A 21,209-nucleotide genomic window follows, 5' to 3' on the forward strand; every position below is an offset into this window, starting at 1 on the left:
TGTCCAATTCGACCTCCAAACAGTCCTGAACGAGCCCGGCTCCCGGACCCGCTGTTCACTCAATACCGGCACAGCACATTTTCGACCGCTTGCCGCTTTCACAGGCCTGGCACATGGACACGGGCAAACGCCTGAACCAGTCATCCCCAGGGATGCTGACAGGCTCCTGCCTTGTCCGGGTACTCGACACGTGACGCCTTGCACAGCCGGTCTGCAGCCGCCCGGACACTCCGGACGCTGTCAGCGTGCGCGCCACTCCCCCAAACGCCCCCGCAAACGTGCGGCGCACTGGCTGTGTAACTGGCTGACCCGTGATTCGCTGACCCCCAGGACCTCACCGATTTCCTTGAGGTTCAGCTCTTCGTCATAGTACAGCGCCAATACCAGACGCTCACGCTCCGGCAGATTGGCGATGGCATCGGCCAACGCGGCCTGGAAGCGCTCGTCTTCCAGGTCCCGCGACGGCTCCAGCGAAGCGCTGGCGCCATCCTCGTGCAGCCCGTCATGATCGCCGTCCTGCAAGAGGTCGTCAAAGCTGAACAGGCGGCTGCCCAAGGTGTCGTTCAAGATAGCGTAATAATCATCCAGACTTAACTGGAGTTCGGCCGCAATCTCATGATCTTTAGCGTCGCGGCCGGTTTTTGCTTCAATGCCACGAATCGCATCGCTGACCATGCGGGTATTACGGTGCACCGAACGCGGTGCCCAGTCGCCCTTGCGCACCTCATCGAGCATCGCGCCACGAATGCGGATGCCGGCGTAGGTCTCGAAACTGGCGCCCTTGCTCGAATCGTATTTGGTCGATACTTCCAGCAGGCCGATCATGCCGGCCTGGATCAGATCTTCCACCTGCACACTGGCCGGCAGGCGCGCCAGCAGGTGATAGGCAATGCGCTTGACCAACGGCGCATAACGCTCGATCAGTTCGTACTGCGAATTCCTGGAAGCCTTGCTGTACATCTGGTAACCGCTGGCTGTCATTGAACAGGTCCCGCTGCGCTGGTCTGGTGAACAAGCCGCTCGACGAAGAACTCAAGGTGCCCGCGCGGATTGGCCGGCAGAGGCCAGGTGTCGACCTTCTGGGCAATGGCCTTGAACGCCAGGGCGCACTTGGAACGTGGAAACGCTTCGTAGACGGCGCGCTGTTTCTGCACGGCCTTGCGTACACACTCATCATAGGGAACGGCACCGACATACTGCAGCGCCACGTCAAGGAAACGGTCGGTGACCTTGGTCAGCTTGGCAAACAGGTTGCGCCCTTCCTGGGGGCTCTGGGCCATGTTGGCCAGGACCCGGAAACGGTTCATGCCGTAGTCACGGTTGAGCAGCTTGATCAGGGCGTAGGCATCGGTGATCGAGGTCGGCTCGTCGCACACCACCAGCATCACTTCCTGGGCGGCGCGCACAAAACTGACCACTGACTCGCCGATACCGGCAGCGGTGTCGATGACCAACACGTCAAGATTGTCGCCAATCTCGCTGAAGGCCTGGATCAGGCCGGCATGCTGGGCGGGCGCCAGGTGCACCATGCTCTGGGTGCCGGAAGCCGCCGGCACGATGCGTACGCCGCCAGGGCCCTGCAACAGCACGTCGCGCAGTTCGCAGCGGCCTTCGATGACGTCGGCCAGGGTGTGCTTGGGGGTCAGGCCCAGCAAGACATCGACATTGGCCAGGCCAAGGTCGGCATCGAGCAACATGACACGTCGCCCAAGCTCGGCCAGCGCCAGTGAAAGGTTCACTGACACGTTGGTCTTGCCGACGCCACCTTTGCCGCCGGTCACGGCGATAACCTGTACGGGATGCATGCTGCCCATGTTATTTCATTACCTTGTCATGCGTAGACCGAAACCACATTACGGGCTGCACGTTCGCTTGCGAACAATGCCTGGCAGACCAGATATGCAGGGACCTTCCAATCGTTTCCATCAATTACCCCACTTGCTTGCCGGGTTTGTGATAGAGGTCGGCGAACATGTCCGCCATGGCCTCCTCACTCGGCTCATCCTGCATCTGCACACTGACCGCGCGGCTCACCAGCTGGTGACGACGCGGCAGGTGCAGATCATCAGGAATACGCGGCCCATCGGTCAGATAGGCCACAGGCAATTCGTGACTGATCGCCAGGCTCAGGACTTCGCCGAGGCTGGCGGTTTCGTCCAGCTTGGTCAGGATGCAGCCGGCCAGGCCGCAGCGTTTGTAGCTGTGATAGGCCGCCGTCAGCACCTGTTTCTGGCTGGTGGTGCCCAGCACCAGGTAGTTGCGGGCACGGATGCCGCGCCCGGCCAGGCTTTCCAGTTGCAGGCGCAAGGCCGGGTCGCTGGCTTGCAGGCCGGCGGTGTCGATCAACACCACGCGCTTGCGAATCAACGGCTCCAGCGCCTGGGCCAGCGACTGGCCAGGATCGACATGGGTCACCGGCACATTGAGAATCCGTCCCAGGGTCTTGAGCTGCTCCTGGGCGCCAATGCGAAAACTGTCCATGCTCACCAGGGCGATGTTCTGCGCGCCGTACTTGAGCACGTAGCGCGCGGCCAGCTTGGCCAGTGTCGTGGTCTTGCCCATGCCGGCCGGACCGACCATGGCAATGACGCCGCCCTCTTCGAGCGGTTCGATTTCCGGCACGCTGATCATCCGCGCCAGGTACGCCAGCAGCATGCGCCATGCCTGCTTGGGGTCTTCGATATCCGGGATCATGCCCAGCAGGTCGCGTGACAACGGGCCGGACAGGCCGATGCGCTGCAGGCGGCGCCACAGGTTGGCCTGTTGCGGGCGCGCGCCCTGCAACTGGTTCCAGGCCAGGGAGCCAAGCTGCACTTCGAGCAGCTCGCGCAGGCCATTGAGTTCCGAGCACATCGATTCGAACACACGCTGCCCTACGGCGGCGTCAGTGACCGGCGAGGCCGACGAGGGCGCAGTGGCACGTGGCGGCTCTTCGAACGTCGGCTCGATATGCGCATCGGCTGCGCTGAGCGGCAGCCCGGAAAACAGCTGGAGGTTATTGCTGGCATCGCTGTCAGTAGGGTTCTCAAGCTCGGCCTGGGCGGAGACGATGCGCGACTGGGTCTTGCGCAGCTCGTCCTCGAGCTCCATGTTCGGCACCCGTGGCGCCAGGGCAGACAACTTGTAATCCAGGGCAGCGGTCAGCTCGACGCCACCGGCAATGCGCCGGTTACCAATGATGGCCGCCTCGGCGCCCAGCTCATCGCGAACCAGCTTCATGGCCTGACGCATATCGGCGGCGAAAAATCGCTTAACTTGCATGACTCACTACCTCAGCCGTTGGGCCCGACAGTCGCTACGATGGTGACTTGCTTGTTGTCCGGAATTTCCTGATACGCCAGCACATGCATGTTCGGTACAGCCAATCGTCCAAACCGTGACAGCATGGCCCGGATCGGTCCTGCTACCAGCAGAATCACCGCCGAACCTTGCATTTCCTGACGCTGTGCAGCCTCGATCAACGATCGCTGGAGCTTCTCGGCCATGCTTGGCTCAAGAAGAACGCCTTCTTCCTGACCTTGACCAGCCTTCTGCAGACTATTGAGCAAGATTTGTTCCAACCTTGGCTCAAGCGTGATGACAGGCAGCTCAGACTCAATTCCTACAATGCTTTGGACGATTGCGCGGCTCAGGGCGACACGCACCACCGCCACCAAAGCGGCGGTATCTTGACTCCTTGAGGCGTTGTTGGCGATGGCCTCGGCGATGGTGCGGATATCGCGCACCGGCACGTGCTCGGTCAACAGCGCCTGCAGGACATTGAGCAAGCCCGACAGCGACAGCACACCCGGCACCAGTTCTTCCGCCAGTTTTGGCGAACTCTTGGCCAGCAGTTGCATCAGTTGCTGGACTTCTTCATGGCCGATCAGCTCATGGGAATGCTTGTAGAGAATCTGGTTGAGGTGCGTGGCGACCACGGTACTGGCATCGACCACGGTGTAGCCCAGCGACTGTGCCTGGCTGCGCTGACTGATCTCGATCCAGACCGCTTCCAGACCGAAAGCCGGGTCGCGCGCGCTGATACCGTTGAGGGTGCCGTAGACCTGGCCGGGGTTGATCGCCAGTTCCCGGTCCGGGTAGATCTCGGCTTCGGCCAGGATCACCCCCATCAGCGTCAGGCGATAGGCGCTGGGCGCCAGGTCGAGGTTGTCGCGGATGTGCACGGTGGGCATCAGAAAACCCAGCTCCTGGGAGAGTTTCTTGCGCACCCCCTTGATCCGCGCCAGCAACTGCCCACCCTGGTTGCGGTCGACCAGCGGAATCAGGCGATAGCCGACTTCCAGGCCGATGATGTCCACCGGGGTCACGTCATCCCAGCCCAGCTCCTTGGAGTCCTGCACACGGCCCGGTGGCGGCAGCAGGTCCTGCTGGCGCTGCACCTCGGCCAGGGCCATGACTTTGCTCTGCTGATCACGGCGCCACAGCCAGTAGGCGGCACCGGAGGCCGCCAGGCCCAGGCTGATAAAGGCGAAGTGCGGCATGCCTGGCACCATGCCCATGACCATCATGATCGCGCCAGATACACCCAATGCCTTGTACGAGGTGAACATCTGGCGATTGATCATCTTGCCCATTTCTTCCGAACCGGAAGCACGGGTCACCATGATCGCGGCGGCAGTGGACAACAGCAGTGATGGCAATTGCGCCACCAAACCGTCACCAATGGCCAGCAAGGTGTAGATGCGCCCGGCATCGGCGAAGGTCATGCCGTGTTGCAGCATGCCCACCAGCATGCCGCCGATCAGGTTGATGAACAGAATCAGCAGGCCCGCAATGGCGTCGCCGCGCACGAACTTGCTGGCACCGTCCATCGAACCATAGAACTCGGCCTCGGCCGCGACTTCGGCACGCCGCACCTTGGCCTGGTTCTGATCGATCAGGCCGGCATTGAGGTCGGCGTCGATGGCCATCTGTTTGCCTGGCATCGCATCAAGGGTGAAACGCGCGCTGACCTCGGAGATCCGCCCGGCACCCTTGGTGATGACCACGAAGTTGATGATCATGAGGATGGCGAAGACCACGATACCGACCACGTAGTTGCCGCCGATCACCACCTCACCAAAGGCCTGGATCACCTTGCCCGCAGCGTCATGACCGTCCTGGCCGTGAAGCATCACCACGCGGGTCGAGGCCACGTTCAGTGCCAGACGCAACAGAGTCGCCACCAACAGGATGGTCGGGAATACCGAGAAGTCGAGCGGGCGCAGTGCATACACGCACACCAGCAGCACAACGATCGACAAGGCGATGTTGAAGGTGAAGAACACATCCAGCAGAAACGGCGGGATGGGCAACATCATCATGGCCAGCAGGGCCAGCAACAGCACCGGTACAGCCAGTTGACTATGATTGCGGCCCAGGTTGCGTGCGCCACTGACTAACTGAGATCGATCCACTGATGCCCCACCGCACTAGACCAAAACTTTGACGCTACAGGCGCCCTGTCCCGACCTATTGCAAAAAGCTGTCCAACTCAGCGCAACAATGTGCAGGACTAATACCGATACAGGTACATCTGTTGCGCCTGTAGTGCCGCATTCGCCAGCAGAGCTGCCTCCCATAATCTGGTGCCAGGCACAAAATCCGGGGGAATCATCGAACCTGTGGGAGGCGGCTTGCCGGCGATGAGGCCAGCAAGGCCAAAACACCTGCTGCGCCTGTACTGCCGCATTCGCCAGCAGAGCTGCCTCCCACAGTCTGGTGCCAGGCACAAAATCCGGGGGTCACATCAATCCTGTGGGAGGCGGCTTGCTGCGGGCGGCGATCCGACGATGAGGCCAGCAAGACCCATACACCGGCTGCGCCGGCCATACCGCCATCGCCAGCAAAGCTGCCTCCCACAGGCCCGCGTCAAGGCTTAACTGCCCGGCATTAACCTGCAGGACCGACCGGTCCTGCATCTATTCGTCGCGCTGCAGGTCGGGGGGGATGGAGATGTCGCCAAGCGGCGTGGGGCGTTTGCCGCGGCCGGCCTGGAACTGGCGGATCTGGTAGACGTACGCCAGCACCTGGGCGACAGCCATGTACAGCCCGGCGGGGATTTCTTCTTCAAGTTCGGTGCTGTAGTAGATCGAACGCGCCAGCGCCGGCGACTCGAGGATCATGATCTGATTGTGGTTGCCGATCTCACGGATCTTCAAGGCAATCAGGTCCACGCCCTTGGCCAGCAACTGCGGAGCGCCGCCGTTTTCAGGGTCGTACTTGAGCGCCACGGCAAAGTGCGTCGGGTTGGTGATGATCACATCGGCGTCAGGGATCGCGGCCATCATGCGCCGGTTGGCCATGTCGTGCTGCAACTGGCGAATGCGCTGCTTGACCTGCGGGTTACCCTCGCTGTTCTTGTGTTCGTCGCGCACTTCCTGCTTGGTCATCAGCAGTTTCTTGTGCGCCTGGAACAACTGCACCGGCACATCGACGGCAGCGATCAGAATCAGCCCGCACACGATCCACAAGGTGCTCCAGCCGACCAGCTGCAAGCTGTGGATGATCGCCATTTCCAGCGGCTCATGGGAAATGGCGATCAGGTCGTTGCGGTCTTTCTTGATGACCACCAGAGCCACGGCGAGGATCACCAGGAACTTGGCGAACGCCTTGAGCAGCTCGACCAGCGAGTTGACCGAGAACATGCGCTTGACCCCGGACAACGGGTTCATGCGGCTGAACTTGGGCGCCAGCGACTTGGTGGCGAACAACCAGCCGCCCAGCATGATCGGCCCGACAAAAGCCGCCACCAGCATGGCGATCATGAACGGCAACACCACCAGCATGGCGGTCTGCCCGGTCTTGAGCAGCATGCGCCCCATCCACATGGGGTCCATCAGCATCTCGCGGCTGATCGAGAAGTTCTCGCGCATGGCTTCGGCCAGCATCTGCGCCACGCCGCCACCAAACATCAACAGCCCCACCGACCCCATCATCATCACCACCAGCGTGGTGAGTTCCTTGGAGCGTGCCACCTGGCCCTCGGCCCGACTGTCGCGGACCTTTTTCTCCGTGGGTTCTTCTGTTTTGTCCTGACCGCTCTCGCTTTCTGCCATCTCAGCGGGCCCTCACGAGATCACGTATTTGTTGCAGGGCTTCGACCGCCATGGGCTGATACTGGCTGAGGATGTCGGCCATGCTCATCCACAGGATTACCATCCCCAGCACCAGGGTCAACGGAAAGCCGATGGAGAAGATATTAAGCTGCGGCGCGGCGCGGGTCATGATGCCGAAGGCGATGTTGATGATCAGCAAGGCCGTGACCGCCGGCAGCACCAGACGCAGGCCCGAAGCCATGACCCAGCCCAGGCCGTTGGCCAGGGTCCAGAAGTTGCCCACCGGCACCCCGCCGCCCACCGGCATCGTGGTAAAGCTTTCGACCAGCACTTCCAGCACGATCAGGTGGCCGTTCATGCCCAGAAACATCAGGGTCACCAGCATGGTGAAGAACTGCCCCACCACCGCCGAAGACACGCCGTTGGTAGGGTCGACCATCGACGCAAAGCCCATGCCCATCTGCGTGGCGATGATCTGCCCGGCCACTACGAAAATATGGAAGAACAACTGCAGCGACAGCCCCAGGCCGACACCAATGATGATCTGCTCGCCGATCAGCAACAGCGCACTGAGGTCCAGCGCCTGCACCGCCGGCATGGGCGGCAGCACCGGCGCGACGACGATGGTAATGGCAAAGGCGAAATACAGCCGCACCCGGCGCGGAACCAGGGTGGTGCCGATGATGGGCATGGTCATCAGCACCGCGACGATGCGGAACATCGGCAGCATGAAGCTGGCCACCCAGGTGCTGATCTGGGTATCGGTCAGGGCGAGCATCGGCTGCATGGGCGCTAGCCGATCAGGGTCGGAATGCTGTTGTACAGATTCAGCACGTAGTCCATGAACACACCCAGCAGCCAGGGGCCGGTGACAATCAGGGTCAGCAGCATGACCAGCAGGCGCGGCAGAAAGCTCAAGGTCTGTTCGTTGATCTGCGTGGCGGCCTGGAACATGGCCACGATCAGGCCGCAGATCAGGCTGGGCACCACCAGGATCGCAACCAGCACGGTGGTCAGCCACAAGGCCTCGCGGAACAGGTCGACCGCAACTTCAGGGGTCATCGGACAGGCTCCTCGGCAGAACGGCTACGGGATGCGTCGCAGGCAGTGTTCAGAAGTGCTTTCATACGCCGCCAAAGCTGCCGGCCAGCGTGCCCACGATCAGCGCCCAGCCGTCGACCAGCACGAACAGCATGATCTTGAACGGCAACGAAATGATCAGCGGCGAGAGCATCATCATACCCATGGCCATCAGCACGCTGGCGACCACCATGTCGATGATCAGGAACGGGATGAAGATCATGAAGCCGATCTGGAAGGCGGTCTTGAGCTCGGAAATCACGAAGGCCGGCACGATGATGGTCAGCGGCGCCGCTTCCGGGGTCTGGATGTCGGTGCGCTTGGACAGGCGCATGAACAGCTCCAGGTCACTGGTGCGGGTCTGCGCCAGCATGAAATCCTTGACCGGCACCTGCGCCCTGACCAGGGCATCCTGCGCCGACATCGTCTCGGCCAGGTAGGGCTGCAGGGCATCGCGGTTCACCCGCTCGTACACCGGCGTCATGATGAACATGGTCAGGAACAGGGTCATGCCGATCAGCACCTGGTTGGACGGTGTCTGCTGCAGGCCCAGTGCCTGGCGCAGGATCGAAAAGACCACGATGATGCGGGTGAAGCTGGTCATCAGGATGACGAACGCCGGAATGAAGCTCAGCGCCGTCATGATCATCAGGATCTGCAGGCTGACCGAGTACTCCTGCTGGCCGTTGGCGCCATTGGACAGGGTGATCGCCGGAATCGACAACGGGTCGGCTGCCAGCGCCAGCGGCGCCGCCATCCCCAACAGCAGCACTATCAGCAAACGCAGGATGCCCATTACGTCTTGTCCTTGTCCTTGCCCATGAGCTCCAGCAGGCGCTGGGCGAATTCGGGAGTGGCCGGCTGGCGGACCGGAACGTCCACCGCCTCGCGGAGCACATGCAGCGGCGTGATACGCCCCGGCGTGACGCCCAGCAGAATCTGTTCCTTGCCCACCTGCACCAGCACCAGCCGGTCGCGCGGCCCAAGGGCGCGCGAACCGACCAGCTCGATGACCTGCTGGTTGCCCAGGCTACCGGCCTGCACCTTGCGCATCACCCAGGCCAGCAGGAAGATCAGGCCGATCACCAGCAGCAGGCCGAGCATCAATTGCAGCAGTTGCCCGCCCATGCCGCCCGACAGCGCACTGCCGACCTGGGGCGCGGCCGCCACCGCATGCGTTGACGCCTGGGTGACCGGCGCCGGGTCCACGACTGCAGGTCCGGGCGCGACCGGATCGGCGGCCCATGCCATCAGCGGCATGAGCAACAGGGCATAGGGCAGGCGCTTCACTTAACGCAGCTTCTTGATACGTTCGCTCGGGCTGATTACGTCTGTCAGACGAATACCGAACTTCTCGTTGACCACCACCACTTCGCCGTGGGCGATCAGGGTGCCGTTGACCAGTACGTCCAGCGGCTCGCCGGCCAGACGATCCAGCTCGATCACCGAACCCTGGTTGAGCTGCAACAGGTTGCGAATGCTGATGTCGGTGCTGCCCACTTCCATGGAGATCGACACAGGGATGTCCAGGATCACATCCAGGTTGGGGCCGTCGAGGGTGACCTGCGCCGAGTTTTTCGGCACGCCACCGAACTCTTCCATCGCCATGCGGCTGGAAGCAGGCTGGCGTGCAGCATCGGCAGCCAGCAAGGCATCGATGTCTGCCTGGCCATCGCCCGCTTCGCCCAGGGCCGCAGCCCATTCATCGGCCAGCGCCTGATCTTCAGCAGAGGTCATATCGTTATCAGCAGCCATGGGTTGTCCTCGGAAACAGTCATTCAATTACACAACAGGGTGCAGCGCGACCGTGACGATCAGCGCCGTTCAATGGGTTCGACGATCTGCAGGGCCAGGTTGCCCTTGTGCGAGCCGAGCTTGACCTTGAACGAAGGCACGCCGTTGGCGCGCATCACCAGCGTGTCGGTCAGCTCCACCGGGATCACGTCACCGGGCTGCATGTGCAGGATGTCGCGCAGCAGCAATTGACGATTGGCCACCGTGGTGGTCACCGGCACCGACACATCGAGCACGTCTTCCTTGAGCGCCTTGACCCAGCGCTCGTCCTGGTCGTCGAGATCGGACTGGAAGCCGGCATCGAGCATTTCGCGGATCGGCTCGATCATCGAGTACGGCATGGTCACGTGCAGGTCGCCGCCACCGCCATCGAGCTCGATGTGGAACGTCGAGATCACCACGGCTTCGCTGGGGCCGACGATGTTGGCCATGGCCGGGTTCACTTCCGAGTTGATGTACTCGAAATTGACTTCCATGATCGCCTGCCAGGCCTCCTTGAGGTCGACGAAGGCCTGGTCCAGGACCATGCGCACCACGCGCAACTCGGTCGGGGTGAATTCACGCCCCTCGATCTTGGCGTGACGCCCGTCGCCGCCAAAGAAGTTGTCCACCAGCTTGAACACCAGCTTGGCATCGAGGATGAACAGCGCCGTACCCCGCAGCGGCTTGATCTTGGCCAGGTTGAGGCTGGTGGGCACGTACAGCGAATGCACGTATTCACCGAACTTCATCACCTGCACGCCGCCCACCGCCACGTCCGCCGAACGGCGCAGCAGGTTGAACATGCTGATGCGGGTGTAACGGGCGAAGCGCTCGTTGATCATTTCCAGGGTCGGCATGCGTCCACGCACGATCCGGTCCTGGCTGGTCAGGTCATAGGTCTTGACCGTACCGGGTTCGGAAATGGTGTCGGTATCCACCATGCCATCGTCCACGCCATGCAACAGCGCGTCGATTTCATCCTGGGACAGCAGGTCTTGCACGGCCATGTCGTGGATCCTACTGCAATACGAAGTTAGTGAAGAGCAACTGCTCGACCACGGTCTTGCCCAGCTCTTTCTGGGCCACTTCCTGAATGCTGGCAGTCGCCTTCTGGCGCAGCATTTCCATGCCCACCGGCGTGGTCAGCGAATCGAACGGAATACCGGCGAACAACAACACCAGGTTGTTGCGGATGGTCGGCATATGGACCTTCAGGGCCTCCATGTCGGCGGCACTGCGCGCCAGCATGGTGATGCTGACCTGCATATAGCGCTGGCGACCGTTGACATTGAAGTTGACCACGAAAGCCGGCGTCATGGCTTCGAATACCGCCGCCTGCTTGGCATTGGCCTGCGCGGCGGCGGCCGCCGGGTCCGGCTTGGGATCGGACTTGTGCATCAGAAACCAGGTCGCACCGACCGAAAGGCCGATGGCCAGGATCAGGCCTACCGCCCCAAGAATGATGAGCTTGAGTTTTTTCTTCGAGCCGGGCTCTTTGACTGCTTCGCTCTGCGCCATGCCAATAATCCGTCACTATTCAGGGGGTTCACTGTTACGTGACTGAGGCAGAGCAAAGGTTATGCCAGAGTGCAACACATGCGCGCCACGCCGGCGATCAACCTGCCTCCTGGCAGCACGCTGTCGCGTAGCAGAGAGGGGGCCAGGAGCGCGCCTGCCGGAATGCCGGACCACCGCGACCGGCTGCGTAGCAGTCGTAAATTTGCAGCGTTTTCGAGATTTTTGCGGGCGCTGCGTACTCGGTCGCCGGCAAGCGGGCTCCTACCAGAGCCTGTGTCTACGACCCCATCAGGCGTAATAGTCGATCTCGCTGCTGCCGATCACGCGCTGCACTGGCTGGCTGGCGGCGACGGTCGGTTCTGCGGCGTGCCCGTCAGGCGCATCGCCACTGCCTGAGTCGACACGCGAACCACCGCGCTGGGCACGACTGGCCTGTTCCTGGGCCTGCTGTTGGGCCTGTTGCTGCGACTGGTCGGAAACGTTGACGTCGACCTGGCCAAGACCCTGCTGCTGGAAGGATTCACGCAGGCGGATCATCTGGCTTTCCAGTGCATCACGCACCCCCAGATGCGCACTGACGAAGGTGACCTGGGTCTGCTGGTCCGGCGCCATATTGACGCGGATGTCCAGGCGACCGAGTTCGGCCGGTTCGAGTTTGATTTCCGCCGACTTGAGATTCTGGCTGGAGAGGTACATCACCCGCTCGACGATGCCTTCGCTCCAGCCGCTCTGGTGCATGGCCAGCGGCTGGTTGATGACCGGTGTCGCCACGGGCGTGGCACTGCCTGCCCTGGCTGGCTGTGCCGCCTGGCTCAAGGCGGCCAGGCGCTCGGCGAAGTTGTCGACGCGGGTATCGCCCGCAGCCGCCTTGACGTCTTTCAGGCCGTCATCGAGCAGACCGGCCAGGGATTTCTCACCGCCCTCGGTTCCGCCTTCCAGATCCTGATCGCCTTGCAGACTTGCCAGGTTATTGACGATGTTCTGCGCGTCCGCCACTTCCCCGTCAACCAGGGCACCATTTTGCGCTGTCGGCGTCTGGGCAGTCGCCTGAGCCGCGCCGGGACGGCGACCGTTGGCACTTTCCAGGGCGAACTGCAAGGCATGCAGCCCCGCGAGTGGATCAACGTCAGGATCGAAGGCCTCCTCGGCGACCGCCTCGGCAGCCACTGTCGCCGCCGGCAGGATCAAGGGCAGCGCGCCCTGCCCGGCCTGTGCGGCAGCCATTGCCTGCTCGGCCTGCTCGGCGGTGCTACCGGTCGCATTCTGCGCCGCGCCGTCGGCGCCTTGCTCGCCCGAATGCCCCTGGTCGCCGGCTTGCGTCACAGTCTCGGCTGGCAAGTCATTGCCGCTTTCGGCAACGGCCGAGGTGTTATCGGCAACCTCTGGTGCCTCGTTCGGCTTGTCCTTGCCAGCCGTGGCCCTGGCCTTGTCAGGCGCATTGCGTTCGCGGGCCGCATTGGGCTGTACATCGCGGTCGGCCTTTGGCGCCTCGCGGGATTCGCGGTTGAATACCTTGGCGAAGCCGGACGCCGGGTCCTTGCCGATCTCAGCAGACCTGGACGAATGGCTGGCGGCACTGGACTTGGCCGAGGTCGCCGCATTGGTCTGGAGCAATACATTAGGGGCAAGGGACATTTGAATCTCCGCATCGGGCAGCACAATATCATTGCACCAGCAAGATGCGGGCCATGTCACAAAAGGGTCTGTTTCAGGTCACCAGGGGTGAGGCCTGGGCGACAAGGACTTCACGCTCGGCGTCGAATAACCGGCGGATGATCAGGTATTCGCCATTGATCGACTCGACCAGTTCGTGCAGCCCCTCGACGATCTGATGGCGGGCCTGATCTTCGAGTTGACGGCACAGCTCCGACAGCCACACCGCCCCCATGTTACTGCTGCTGCCCTTGAAGCTGTGGGCCGCCAGCCCCAGCTCGACAAAATCCAGTGAGCCGCCGCCCAGGCGCGCGGCAAGCACCGCCTGGCGCAACAAGGCCATGCGCAGGTCGGAGTCCTTGAGAAAGACGTCGATCAGGGTCAGGTACTCGTCTTCCATGACGTCCTGCAAGGTCGTCAACACACTGTAATCCATATGAACGGCTGACACTTGCTCACTCCTTGATCAAGAAACCGGAGGCAAGTATGCCACCAGCCCCCAGGAAAACTCCACGCAAACCGCCCGCCCCCCCTCTGACCAGCGGGCATCGCTGCACAGCGAGCGGACCAGCCTGAGACCACGACCGCACAACTGCTCGTGCGCAGGTGAACGAGCCAGCACACCTGGCACATCGAACCCGTTGCCGCTGTCCTGCAGGTTGATACTCAGTACGCCCCCTTCGGCGCTGGCCCGAACCTCCAGCTGCAGACGGATAAAACCACTCTGCAACCGTTCAAGGCGCCGGGCCCGCTCCTGATAATAGCGGGCAAATCCGGCAGCATTGTGTTTAAGGCGCGAATCGAGACCCAGCACACCATGCTCCAGTGCATTGCTGTACAACTCGGCCAGTACGCTGTATAGCGCCCCGCTCTGGTCGCGCAAACCATGCACCTCCAACAGCAGTTGAAGAATGTAAGGCAGGGGATTGAACGTTTTCAGGGTGGCGGCGCGAAACTCGAAACTGGCTGACCAGTCCAGCGGATTGGCCGGACCGTCATCAATCCGGCTCGCCACCGGCATGCTCTCGCCCAGCGGGACCGAGGTGCTGATGTCCAGCATGCTGACGTCATCGCGTGCCTGGCCACCAAAATCATTCAGCGCCTGGAGGATTTCCTCGATCAGTTGTGCAGGCTCGCGGTTGGCGGCCAGCACTTCGCACAACCGCTGGGTGCCGAACAGGCGGTCCTGGGCGTCGCGCGTGTCCATGACACCATCGGAGAGCAAGAAGATCCGGTCGCCCGGCGCCAGTGGCAGGACTTCGGTGCGCTCGTCAAAGGCACTGGCTGGCAGGATACCCAACGGCAAATGGCGTGACGGCAGGGACTGGTAGCCGCCAGCACCCGCGTGCAGCAGGTAGCCGTCCGGCAAGCCACCGTTCCAGAGTTCGACCTGTTGCTGCTTGAAATCGATGCACAGCAAGGTTGCACAACAGAACATGCCCACCGGCAGGATGCGCTTGAGCTTGGTGTTCATCTCACGCAGCATTTCCGGCAAGCCGTAGCCCTTGGCGGTCATGCCGTAGAACACCTCGGCCAGCGGCATGGCGCCGACCGCCGCCGGCAAGCCATGACCGGTAAAGTCGCCGAGAAACACATACATGTGCCCGGCCGGCGACCAGGCCGCCAGCATCAGGTCACCGTTGAACAGCGCATAGGGCGATTGCAGGTAGCGGATATTGGGCGAGTCCAGACAGCCCGAATGCGCCACCTGGTCGAAGACGGCCTTGGCCACGCGCTGCTCGTTGAGCAGGTGTTCGCGATGACTGGCCAGCAGGTCGCGCTGGCGCAGTACGGTGTCCTGCAACTGACGCAGACGGTTCATGGCATTGATCTTGGCGGCCAGCACCAAGGGGTTGAACGGCTTGGCAATGAAGTCGTCGCCACCGGCATCCAGGCAACGCGCCAGCGCTTCGCCTTCGGTCAGGGCCGTCAGGAAAATGATCGGCACCAGCGACTCGCCGGCCAGTTGCCTGATCTGCCGGGCCGCCTCGAAGCCGTCCATGACCGGCATCATGGCATCCATCAGCACCAGATGCGGCTGCTGGAGGCGGTACAACGCCAGCGCTTCGACACCGTTGGCAGCCACCAGGGCCTGATGACCCTGACGCGTGATCAGGGTCGACAGCAGCAAGCGATCGCTGGGGCTGTCGTCGGCGATCAGAATGCGCAGGCAAGCGTTATCGGCTTGCAAGGCCTAGCCGACCTGGAACAGACGGGAAAAGTTGGAGATGGTAAGGATTTTGATCACATCCGGCGTGCAGTTGATCAACTGCACCACAGCCTTGTCGCCGCCGGCATGATCGCGCAGCAGTAGCAGCATGCCCAGCGCCGAACTGTCCAGGTAATGCGTACCGCGCAGGTCGACAACATAGTCAAGGTCAGCACGCAGGTGTTGATAGGCGGCACGAAAGGCCTGGTGAGACGCAAAATCAAAACGCCCTTCGACGAGCAGGGTCACTTGTCGGCCATCCGCAGAAAGCGCTGACGTGACGGTCATGGGACAGCCTCCTTTGCTGTGTTACCGATATGACACAGCCTAGACCATGATGACGCCAGCCCCACGGGATTTTGCCTTAGGCTCTGTACGTAAAGTGGCTGCGCTCGGCCATGCGGCGTTAAAAATCGACTCGCAATGCTCATTGACATGTGTCAACTGCGCTTGCTCACCGCTTTTTGCCTTGCCTGACCTTCGCTCACCGACTTTTCGTACAGACCCTAATACCCGTCCTGACGCGGCAGACGCTGGGACAACTCATCGAGCAGCTTCTGCTCGCGCTTGTCTTCAAGCTGCCGGGCTTCGTCGAGGTAGCGTTGTACCAGCTTGCGCAAGCCTTCGACCCGGGCGTAGGCCTGTTGCCAGGCGCCGCGGGCCTTGTCGAGGTTGACCTGATGCCAGGCCAGGCTCTTGCGCTGCTGGCCGATGGCCGTTTCGAGCTGATTCAGAAAGCGCTGGTAATTCATCAGCCACTGGCCCGAAACGCCGTGGCTGCCGCGATTGATCCACTGCTCCTGGTAACTGAGGCGAAACTGATCCAGTTCCTGCAGTTTGTTCTGCGCCAGGTTGACCTGGCCCTGCAGATACCCCAGGCGCTGCGCTGCGGTGCGCTCGGCGGCTTCGGCCATCTCGACCACCGGCGCCAGGCGCGCGGCTCGACTGTTAGCCATGCGTCATCACCCGCCCGGTGCGGGCCCGAATACAGCGGCCAGGGCATCGCCACTGCCTTGCAGGCTGACATTCTCACGCAGCCCCTGACGCTGGTAACGCACCAGCGCCGGTTGCAGCGAGATCGCAAGGTCTGTCTCGCGGTCGCCACCGGCCACATAGGCGCCGACGCTGATCAGGTCGCGGCTTTGCTGGTAGCGCGACCACAATTGCTTGAAATGCTGGGCGCGGGTCATGTGCTCGGGGCTCACGACGGCCGGCATCACCCGACTGATCGAGGCCTCGATGTCGATGGCCGGATAATGCCCCTCCTCGGCCAGACGCCTGGACAACACGATATGCCCGTCCAGCACCCCCCGCGCCGAGTCGGCGATCGGGTCCTGCTGGTCGTCGCCTTCGGACAAGACGGTGTAGAACGCCGTGATCGAACCGCCCCCGGCCTCGGCATTGCCGGCGCGCTCGACCAGCTTGGGCAGGCGGGCGAACACCGACGGTGGATAGCCCTTGGTGGCTGGCGGCTCGCCGATCGCCAGGGCGATTTCACGCTGGGCCTGGGCAAAGCGGGTCAGCGAATCCATCAACAACAATACGTTCTTGCCACGGTCACGGAAGTATTCGGCAATGCGTGTGCAGTACATCGCGGCGCGCAGGCGCATCAAGGGTGCATCGTCCGCCGGCGAGGCCACGACCACCGAACGCTTCAGGCCTTCTTCGCCCAGAATGTGCTCGATGAACTCCTTGACCTCCCGGCCCCGCTCACCGATCAGGCCGACCACGATGATGTCGGCCTCGGTAAAGCGCGTCATCATGCCCAGCAGCACACTCTTGCCGACGCCCGTACCGGCAAACAGGCCCAGGCGCTGGCCACGGCCGACCGTCAATAATCCGTTGATGCAACGAATGCCCACGTCCAGCGGCTGGCTGATCGGGTCGCGCTTGAGCGGGTTGATGGCCGGGCCGTCCATCGGCACCCAGTCTTCGGCCTTGATCGGCGGACGACCGTCGAGCGGTCGGCCCGCACCGTCAAGCACCCTTCCGAGCATGCTCATGCCCATCGGCAGCCGGCCGGTGTCGGCCAATGGCACCACGCGTGCACCCGGCGCAATGCCGGCCACACTGCCCACCGGCATCAGGAACACCTTGCCACCGGAAAAGCCCATGACCTCGGCTTCGACCTGCATCGGGTGATGACTGTCATCATTGATCACCACGCAGCGGCTGCCCATTGCCGCACGCAAGCCTTCGGCTTCCAGGGTCAGGCCGACCATGCGCAGTAGGCGACCTTCGACCACCGGCTGGGTCGGCAGATCGATGGCCTCGCTGTAGCCCCCCAGGCGCTTGCCGAAACTCAGGCGTTCAAGGCGCATCGGAGGGCTCTTCGGCAGGGGCGCTGGCGCGCGGGGTGGACACTTCAGGCAACTCAAGGCTCATGTCGGGGGCAGCAGGATGGGCAACCTGCTCGTGCATCTGGTCGTACATTCGCGCAATGGCCTGACTGATACGCGTCTCGACGCTGGCGTCGATGCGACTGTGTTCGGTCTCGATACGGCAACCGCCGGGGAGCAGGTTGTCATCCTCGAAGATTTTCCAGGTCTCTTCATGGCGCTCGCGCAACGCCTTGATCAGGTCGAAATCCTGTGGATTGACGAAAATGCGCAGGTTGCTGGCCCCCATCGGCAGCAGCTTGAGGCAGTCGCGCAGCACATGGACGATCCGTTGCGAGTCAGTCTGCAGCTCGCGCTGGATCACCTGACGGGCAATGTGTTCGACCAGATGGACGACGGCCTTTTCGATTTGCGTGTCCTGTTCGGCCAACGGGTCGAGCAACTGGCGCATGACCTGCTCGAGGCTGTCGAGCCGTGCCGCCAGGGCAACGTCCGCCTCCTGGCGCACCTTGATCTGGGTGCTGTGAAAGCCTTCGCGCTCACCGGTGACGAAACCCTCGTTCCAGGCTTCCTGGCGAATGCTTTCCAGCTCTTCGAGGGTCAACGGCTGGACTTCATCCAGCGGGACTTCCTCGACCGCATCCTGCTCGGGTTCAGGCTGCGGTTCAGGCTCCGGCGGCGCCACGTACGGATCGAAACTGGGCAAGGCCCACAGGTCGAGCCCACGTACATCCTTGGCGCGAATCAGGTCGCTTTGCGCTTCTTTACTGGAGCTGGACATGTGCGAACTGGATCCTTAGATCATTTCCTCGCCGCCCTTGCCACCGAGAACAATCTCGCCAGCCTCGGCCATGCGACGGGCGATGGTGAGAATTTCTTTCTGTGCCGTTTCGACATCGCTGACCCGGACCGGCCCCTTGGCCTCCAGGTCGTCGCGCAGCAGCTCGGCGGCACGCTTGGACATGTTCTTGAAGATTTTTTCCTTGACCGCCTCGTCCGAACCCTTGAGCGCCAGCACCAGCACGTCCGAAGACACTTCGCGCAGCAGCGCCTGGATGCCACGGTCGTCGACATCGGCCAGGTTGTTGAAGACGAACATGAGGTCTTCGATCTGTACCGACAGGTCTTCGTCGACCTCGCGGATCGAGTCCATGAGCGTGCCTTCGATGGAGCTGTCGAGGAAGTTCATGATGTCGGCCGCACGCTTGATGCCCCCCAGCGTGGTGCGCGAGGTGTTGGCGTTGCCGGAGAACTGTTTCTCGAGGATCTGGTTGAGTTCCTTGAGCGCTGCCGGTTGCACCGTGTTGAGCGACGACACGCGCAGGATGATATCCAGACGTACCTTGTGGTCGAAATGGCCCAGCACTTCACCGGCCTGGTCGGCGTCCAGATAAGCCACCACAATGGCCTGGATCTGCGGGTGCTCGTAGCGGATGACGTCGGCCACCGCACGCGGCTCCATCCATTTCAGGCTGTCCAGGCCGCTGGTGTTGCCACCCAGCAGGATGCGGTCGATCAGGCCGTTGGCCTTGTCTTCACCCAAGGCCTGGGTCAGCATCTTGCGAATGTAACCGTCAGAGCCGACGCCCAGGCTGGTCTGGTCGCCGACCGTGTTGACGAACTCGTTCATCACCTGCTCGACCTGCTCGCGGTGCACATTGCGCATTTGCGCCATGGCCACGCCCACGCGCTGGACCTCCTTGGGGCCCATGTGCCGCAGCACTTGGGCGGCATCGGTTTCGCCCAGCGAAAGCAGCAATACGGCGGCTTTCTCGACCTTGCTCAGTTTGACTGCGGCGGCTCGATCATTCATCAGTGTTAATCCACTCTTTCACGACCTGGGCCACACGACCCGGGTCTTCGGCCACCAGACTCTTGATAGCGTTGAGTTGTGCGTCATAGCCCTCGGTCGGGCTCGGCAACAGAATGCTTTGCGGGCCACCCAGGCTCACCCGGTCGCTGCCCAGCTCGCCATCCAGGCCGCCCATACCGCCCAGTTCGGCGTCACCACCGAAGCTGCCCAGCTCCTTGCTCTTGGGATTGGTAATGTTGTTGAGCACCGGGCGCAACACACCGAACACCAGGATCAGGATGAAGATCACCCCCACGGCCTGCTTGAGGATGTCCCAGAACCAGGGCTGCGAGTAGAACGGAATCTCGGCAATGACCTCGCCGCGCTCGGTCGAGAACGGTACGTTGATTACACTGACGCTGTCGCCACGGCTGGCATCGAAGCCCACCGCATCCTGCACAAGGCGAGTGAAGCGGGCCAGGTCCGTGGTGCTCCACGGCGCGCGGGTCACCTCACCGTTGGCCGGGTTGGTCTTGACCATGTCGTCGACCACCACCGCCACCGACAGGCGGCTCAGGCGCCCCTGCTGTTGCTTGGTGTGGCTGATCGAGCGATCAAGCTCGAAGTTCTTGGTCGACTGGGTACGCTTGTCGGTCGGGTAAGGCGCCAGCGCCGGCTGGCCGGTCGCCGGGTCCATGATCTGCTGGCCGTTGGCATCGAGCAGCGGCTGACCGGGAGCAATGGCCGGTGCAGCACCGGCGGCGCCGCCAGCCACCTGTGGCGCGGTCGCAGGACCGGGCGGCTGGTTGCTCAGGGCACCCGGCACGCCGCCGGTGCCCGAACTGGTGGAGCGCTGTTCGTTCACCGATTGCTCGCTGCGCAGTGCAGGCTGGTCGGGGTTGAAGCTTTCGGCGGTCGACTCCACGGCACTGAAGTCGACCATGGCCGACACTTCGGCCTTGTAACGGTCGTTACCCAGCACCGGTTGCAGAATGTTCTGCACGCGCTGCGAGAGCATGGTTTCCATGCGCCGGGTGTACTCGAACTGCTTGCCGGCCACGGTCAGCTCGGAGTTTTCACCCTGATCAGACAGCAGCGTGCCCTTCTGGTCGACCACGGTGACCTGCGACTTGGTCAGCTCCGGCACGCTGGTGGCCACCAGGTTGGTGATCGCCGCGACCTGGCCTGGCTCAAGCGCACGCCCTGGATACAGCTCGACCAGCACCGAGGCGGTCGGCTTGCGGTCATCGCGCACGAACACCGAGCTTTTCGGAATCGCCAGGTGCACGCGGGCAGCCTTGACGTTGTTCAACGAAGAAATGGTGCGCGCCAGTTCGCCTTCAAGGCCGCGACGGTAACGGGTGGCCTCCATGAACTGGCTGGTGCCCAGCCCCTGATCCTTGTCGAGAATCTCGAAACCGATGCCGGTATTGTTCTGCGACACACCAGCCTGGGCCAGCTGGATGCGCGCACGCTGTACGTCATCGGCCTTGACCAGCAGCGCCCCGGAGTTGGGCTCCAGGGTGTAGGGAATATTGGCAGTGGCCAGGGTATCCATGATCTGCTTGCTGTCCAGGCCCGCCAGGCTGCCATACAGCGGCCGGTAATCGGGTTGCTGCGACCACAGGACCACGGCAAAGCCGATCGCCACGCTCGCCGCCAGACCGACCATGAGGCCGACCTGACGCAGCATGGTCATCTCGGAGAGGTTTTCCAGGAAAGCAAAGCCGAACAACGGCTTTTTACCCTCCGGAGCGCCCGGCCTGGCCGGAACGGGATCGGTTGCTGCGTCAGCCATTAATCAG

General features: G+C 62.4%; 21 protein-coding genes. All 21 read right to left on the minus strand.

Annotated features, from left to right (window positions below; genetic code table 11):
* Positions 1–240: 240 nt before the first annotated feature.
* Positions 241–981, minus strand: coding sequence for an RNA polymerase sigma factor FliA (fliA, locus tag DGA31_RS15750; protein WP_056838744.1), 741 nt, complete (start codon positions 979–981; stop codon positions 241–243).
* Entirely contained in the window at positions 978–1,814 is an 837-nt protein-coding gene (gene fleN / locus DGA31_RS15755; RefSeq protein ID WP_056838742.1) for a flagellar synthesis regulator FleN, read from the minus strand. The genes fliA and fleN overlap by 4 nt, the downstream gene beginning before the upstream one ends.
* A 115-nt stretch (positions 1,815–1,929) precedes the next feature.
* The gene (flhF, locus tag DGA31_RS15760; RefSeq protein ID WP_109513176.1) at positions 1,930–3,261 is read right to left on the minus strand and encodes a flagellar biosynthesis GTPase FlhF; all 1,332 of its coding nucleotides are present in this window, start codon (positions 3,259–3,261) and stop codon (positions 1,930–1,932) included.
* A gap of 11 nt (positions 3,262–3,272) precedes the next feature.
* Entirely contained in the window at positions 3,273–5,396 is a 2,124-nt protein-coding gene (gene flhA / locus DGA31_RS15765) for a flagellar biosynthesis protein FlhA (RefSeq protein ID WP_109513177.1), read from the minus strand.
* 504 nt (positions 5,397–5,900) lie between these two features.
* Complete coding sequence (gene flhB, locus DGA31_RS15770; protein ID WP_056838736.1) at positions 5,901–7,037, minus strand: flagellar biosynthesis protein FlhB; 1,137 nt, start codon at positions 7,035–7,037, stop codon at positions 5,901–5,903.
* Position 7,038: 1 nt separating this feature from the next.
* Positions 7,039–7,824, minus strand: a complete 786-nt coding sequence (gene fliR, locus DGA31_RS15775; RefSeq protein ID WP_056838734.1) for a flagellar biosynthetic protein FliR — start codon at positions 7,822–7,824, stop codon at positions 7,039–7,041.
* Between the two features lie 5 nt (positions 7,825–7,829).
* Positions 7,830–8,099, minus strand: coding sequence for a flagellar biosynthesis protein FliQ (gene fliQ / locus DGA31_RS15780; protein WP_056838732.1), 270 nt, complete (start codon positions 8,097–8,099; stop codon positions 7,830–7,832).
* Between the two features lie 61 nt (positions 8,100–8,160).
* On the minus strand, positions 8,161–8,913 hold the full coding sequence (gene fliP / locus DGA31_RS15785; RefSeq protein ID WP_109513178.1) for a flagellar type III secretion system pore protein FliP: 753 nt from the start codon (positions 8,911–8,913) through the stop codon (positions 8,161–8,163).
* Positions 8,913–9,407 (minus strand): flagellar biosynthetic protein FliO, encoded by a 495-nt coding sequence (gene fliO, locus DGA31_RS15790; protein WP_056838728.1) that lies wholly within the window; start codon positions 9,405–9,407, stop codon positions 8,913–8,915. The genes fliP and fliO overlap by 1 nt, the downstream gene beginning before the upstream one ends.
* Positions 9,408–9,872: a flagellar motor switch protein FliN gene (gene fliN, locus DGA31_RS15795; RefSeq protein ID WP_056838726.1), complete on the minus strand. Its 465-nt coding sequence runs from the start codon at positions 9,870–9,872 to the stop codon at positions 9,408–9,410.
* A 59-nt stretch (positions 9,873–9,931) separates the two neighbouring features.
* Positions 9,932–10,900 (minus strand): flagellar motor switch protein FliM, encoded by a 969-nt coding sequence (gene fliM, locus DGA31_RS15800; RefSeq protein WP_056838724.1) that lies wholly within the window; start codon positions 10,898–10,900, stop codon positions 9,932–9,934.
* Positions 10,901–10,910: 10 nt separating this feature from the next.
* A complete protein-coding gene (gene fliL / locus DGA31_RS15805; RefSeq protein ID WP_109513179.1) occupies positions 10,911–11,411 on the minus strand; it encodes a flagellar basal body-associated protein FliL in 501 nt (166 codons plus the stop codon).
* 288 nt (positions 11,412–11,699) lie between these two features.
* A complete protein-coding gene (locus DGA31_RS15810; RefSeq protein WP_109513201.1) occupies positions 11,700–13,046 on the minus strand; it encodes a flagellar hook-length control protein FliK in 1,347 nt (448 codons plus the stop codon).
* Positions 13,047–13,119: 73 nt separating this feature from the next.
* Positions 13,120–13,500 carry an Hpt domain-containing protein gene (locus DGA31_RS15815; protein WP_109513180.1) on the minus strand — a complete coding sequence of 127 codons (381 nt, stop codon included), beginning with the start codon at positions 13,498–13,500 and terminating at the stop codon, positions 13,120–13,122.
* A gap of 30 nt (positions 13,501–13,530) precedes the next feature.
* Positions 13,531–15,255 carry a fused response regulator/phosphatase gene (locus DGA31_RS15820; protein WP_109513181.1) on the minus strand — a complete coding sequence of 575 codons (1,725 nt, stop codon included), beginning with the start codon at positions 15,253–15,255 and terminating at the stop codon, positions 13,531–13,533.
* Between the two features lie 3 nt (positions 15,256–15,258).
* Complete coding sequence (locus DGA31_RS15825) at positions 15,259–15,561, minus strand: STAS domain-containing protein (protein WP_056838714.1); 303 nt, start codon at positions 15,559–15,561, stop codon at positions 15,259–15,261.
* Positions 15,562–15,779: 218 nt separating this feature from the next.
* Positions 15,780–16,229: a flagellar export protein FliJ gene (fliJ, locus tag DGA31_RS15830; protein WP_056838712.1), complete on the minus strand. Its 450-nt coding sequence runs from the start codon at positions 16,227–16,229 to the stop codon at positions 15,780–15,782.
* Between the two features lie 6 nt (positions 16,230–16,235).
* Positions 16,236–17,594: a flagellar protein export ATPase FliI gene (fliI, locus tag DGA31_RS15835; RefSeq protein WP_056838711.1), complete on the minus strand. Its 1,359-nt coding sequence runs from the start codon at positions 17,592–17,594 to the stop codon at positions 16,236–16,238.
* Positions 17,584–18,393, minus strand: coding sequence for a flagellar assembly protein FliH (fliH, locus tag DGA31_RS15840; protein ID WP_109513182.1), 810 nt, complete (start codon positions 18,391–18,393; stop codon positions 17,584–17,586). The genes fliI and fliH overlap by 11 nt, the downstream gene beginning before the upstream one ends.
* 15 nt (positions 18,394–18,408) lie before the next feature.
* A complete protein-coding gene (fliG, locus tag DGA31_RS15845) occupies positions 18,409–19,425 on the minus strand; it encodes a flagellar motor switch protein FliG (RefSeq protein WP_056838707.1) in 1,017 nt (338 codons plus the stop codon).
* Positions 19,418–21,202 carry a flagellar basal-body MS-ring/collar protein FliF gene (gene fliF / locus DGA31_RS15850; RefSeq protein WP_056838705.1) on the minus strand — a complete coding sequence of 595 codons (1,785 nt, stop codon included), beginning with the start codon at positions 21,200–21,202 and terminating at the stop codon, positions 19,418–19,420. The genes fliG and fliF overlap by 8 nt, the downstream gene beginning before the upstream one ends.
* Positions 21,203–21,209 lie beyond the last annotated feature (7 nt).

The sequence above is a fragment of the Pseudomonas ovata genome (genome assembly GCF_003131185.1).
GTDB classification, from domain to species: domain Bacteria; phylum Pseudomonadota; class Gammaproteobacteria; order Pseudomonadales; family Pseudomonadaceae; genus Aquipseudomonas; species Aquipseudomonas ovata.

Excerpts from the sequence above, each read along its gene's own strand:
- fliQ (WP_056838732.1), bottom strand. The coding sequence starts at position 8,099 with ATGACCCCTGAAGTTGCGGTCGACCTGTTCCGCGAGGCCTTGTGGCTG.
- fliN (WP_056838726.1), bottom strand. The coding sequence starts at position 9,872 with ATGGCTGCTGATAACGATATGACCTCTGCTGAAGATCAGGCGCTGGCC.
- flhB (WP_056838736.1), bottom strand. The coding sequence starts at position 7,037 with ATGGCAGAAAGCGAGAGCGGTCAGGACAAAACAGAAGAACCCACGGAG.
- fliM (WP_056838724.1), bottom strand. The coding sequence starts at position 10,900 with ATGGCCGTGCAAGACCTGCTGTCCCAGGATGAAATCGACGCGCTGTTG.
- fliL (WP_109513179.1), bottom strand. The coding sequence starts at position 11,411 with ATGGCGCAGAGCGAAGCAGTCAAAGAGCCCGGCTCGAAGAAAAAACTC.
- fliP (WP_109513178.1), bottom strand. The coding sequence starts at position 8,913 with ATGGGCATCCTGCGTTTGCTGATAGTGCTGCTGTTGGGGATGGCGGCG.
- fliG (WP_056838707.1), bottom strand. The coding sequence starts at position 19,425 with ATGAATGATCGAGCCGCCGCAGTCAAACTGAGCAAGGTCGAGAAAGCC.
- fliR (WP_056838734.1), bottom strand. The coding sequence starts at position 7,824 with ATGCAGCCGATGCTCGCCCTGACCGATACCCAGATCAGCACCTGGGTG.
- DGA31_RS15825 (WP_056838714.1), bottom strand. The coding sequence starts at position 15,561 with ATGACCGTCACGTCAGCGCTTTCTGCGGATGGCCGACAAGTGACCCTG.
- fliJ (WP_056838712.1), bottom strand. The coding sequence starts at position 16,229 with ATGGCTAACAGTCGAGCCGCGCGCCTGGCGCCGGTGGTCGAGATGGCC.
- fliH (WP_109513182.1), bottom strand. The coding sequence starts at position 18,393 with ATGTCCAGCTCCAGTAAAGAAGCGCAAAGCGACCTGATTCGCGCCAAG.
- DGA31_RS15810 (WP_109513201.1), bottom strand. The coding sequence starts at position 13,046 with ATGTCCCTTGCCCCTAATGTATTGCTCCAGACCAATGCGGCGACCTCG.
- fliA (WP_056838744.1), bottom strand. The coding sequence starts at position 981 with ATGACAGCCAGCGGTTACCAGATGTACAGCAAGGCTTCCAGGAATTCG.
- DGA31_RS15815 (WP_109513180.1), bottom strand. The coding sequence starts at position 13,500 with ATGGATTACAGTGTGTTGACGACCTTGCAGGACGTCATGGAAGACGAG.
- fliI (WP_056838711.1), bottom strand. The coding sequence starts at position 17,594 with ATGCGCCTTGAACGCCTGAGTTTCGGCAAGCGCCTGGGGGGCTACAGC.
- fliF (WP_056838705.1), bottom strand. The coding sequence starts at position 21,202 with ATGGCTGACGCAGCAACCGATCCCGTTCCGGCCAGGCCGGGCGCTCCG.
- flhF (WP_109513176.1), bottom strand. The coding sequence starts at position 3,261 with ATGCAAGTTAAGCGATTTTTCGCCGCCGATATGCGTCAGGCCATGAAG.
- fleN (WP_056838742.1), bottom strand. The coding sequence starts at position 1,814 with ATGGGCAGCATGCATCCCGTACAGGTTATCGCCGTGACCGGCGGCAAA.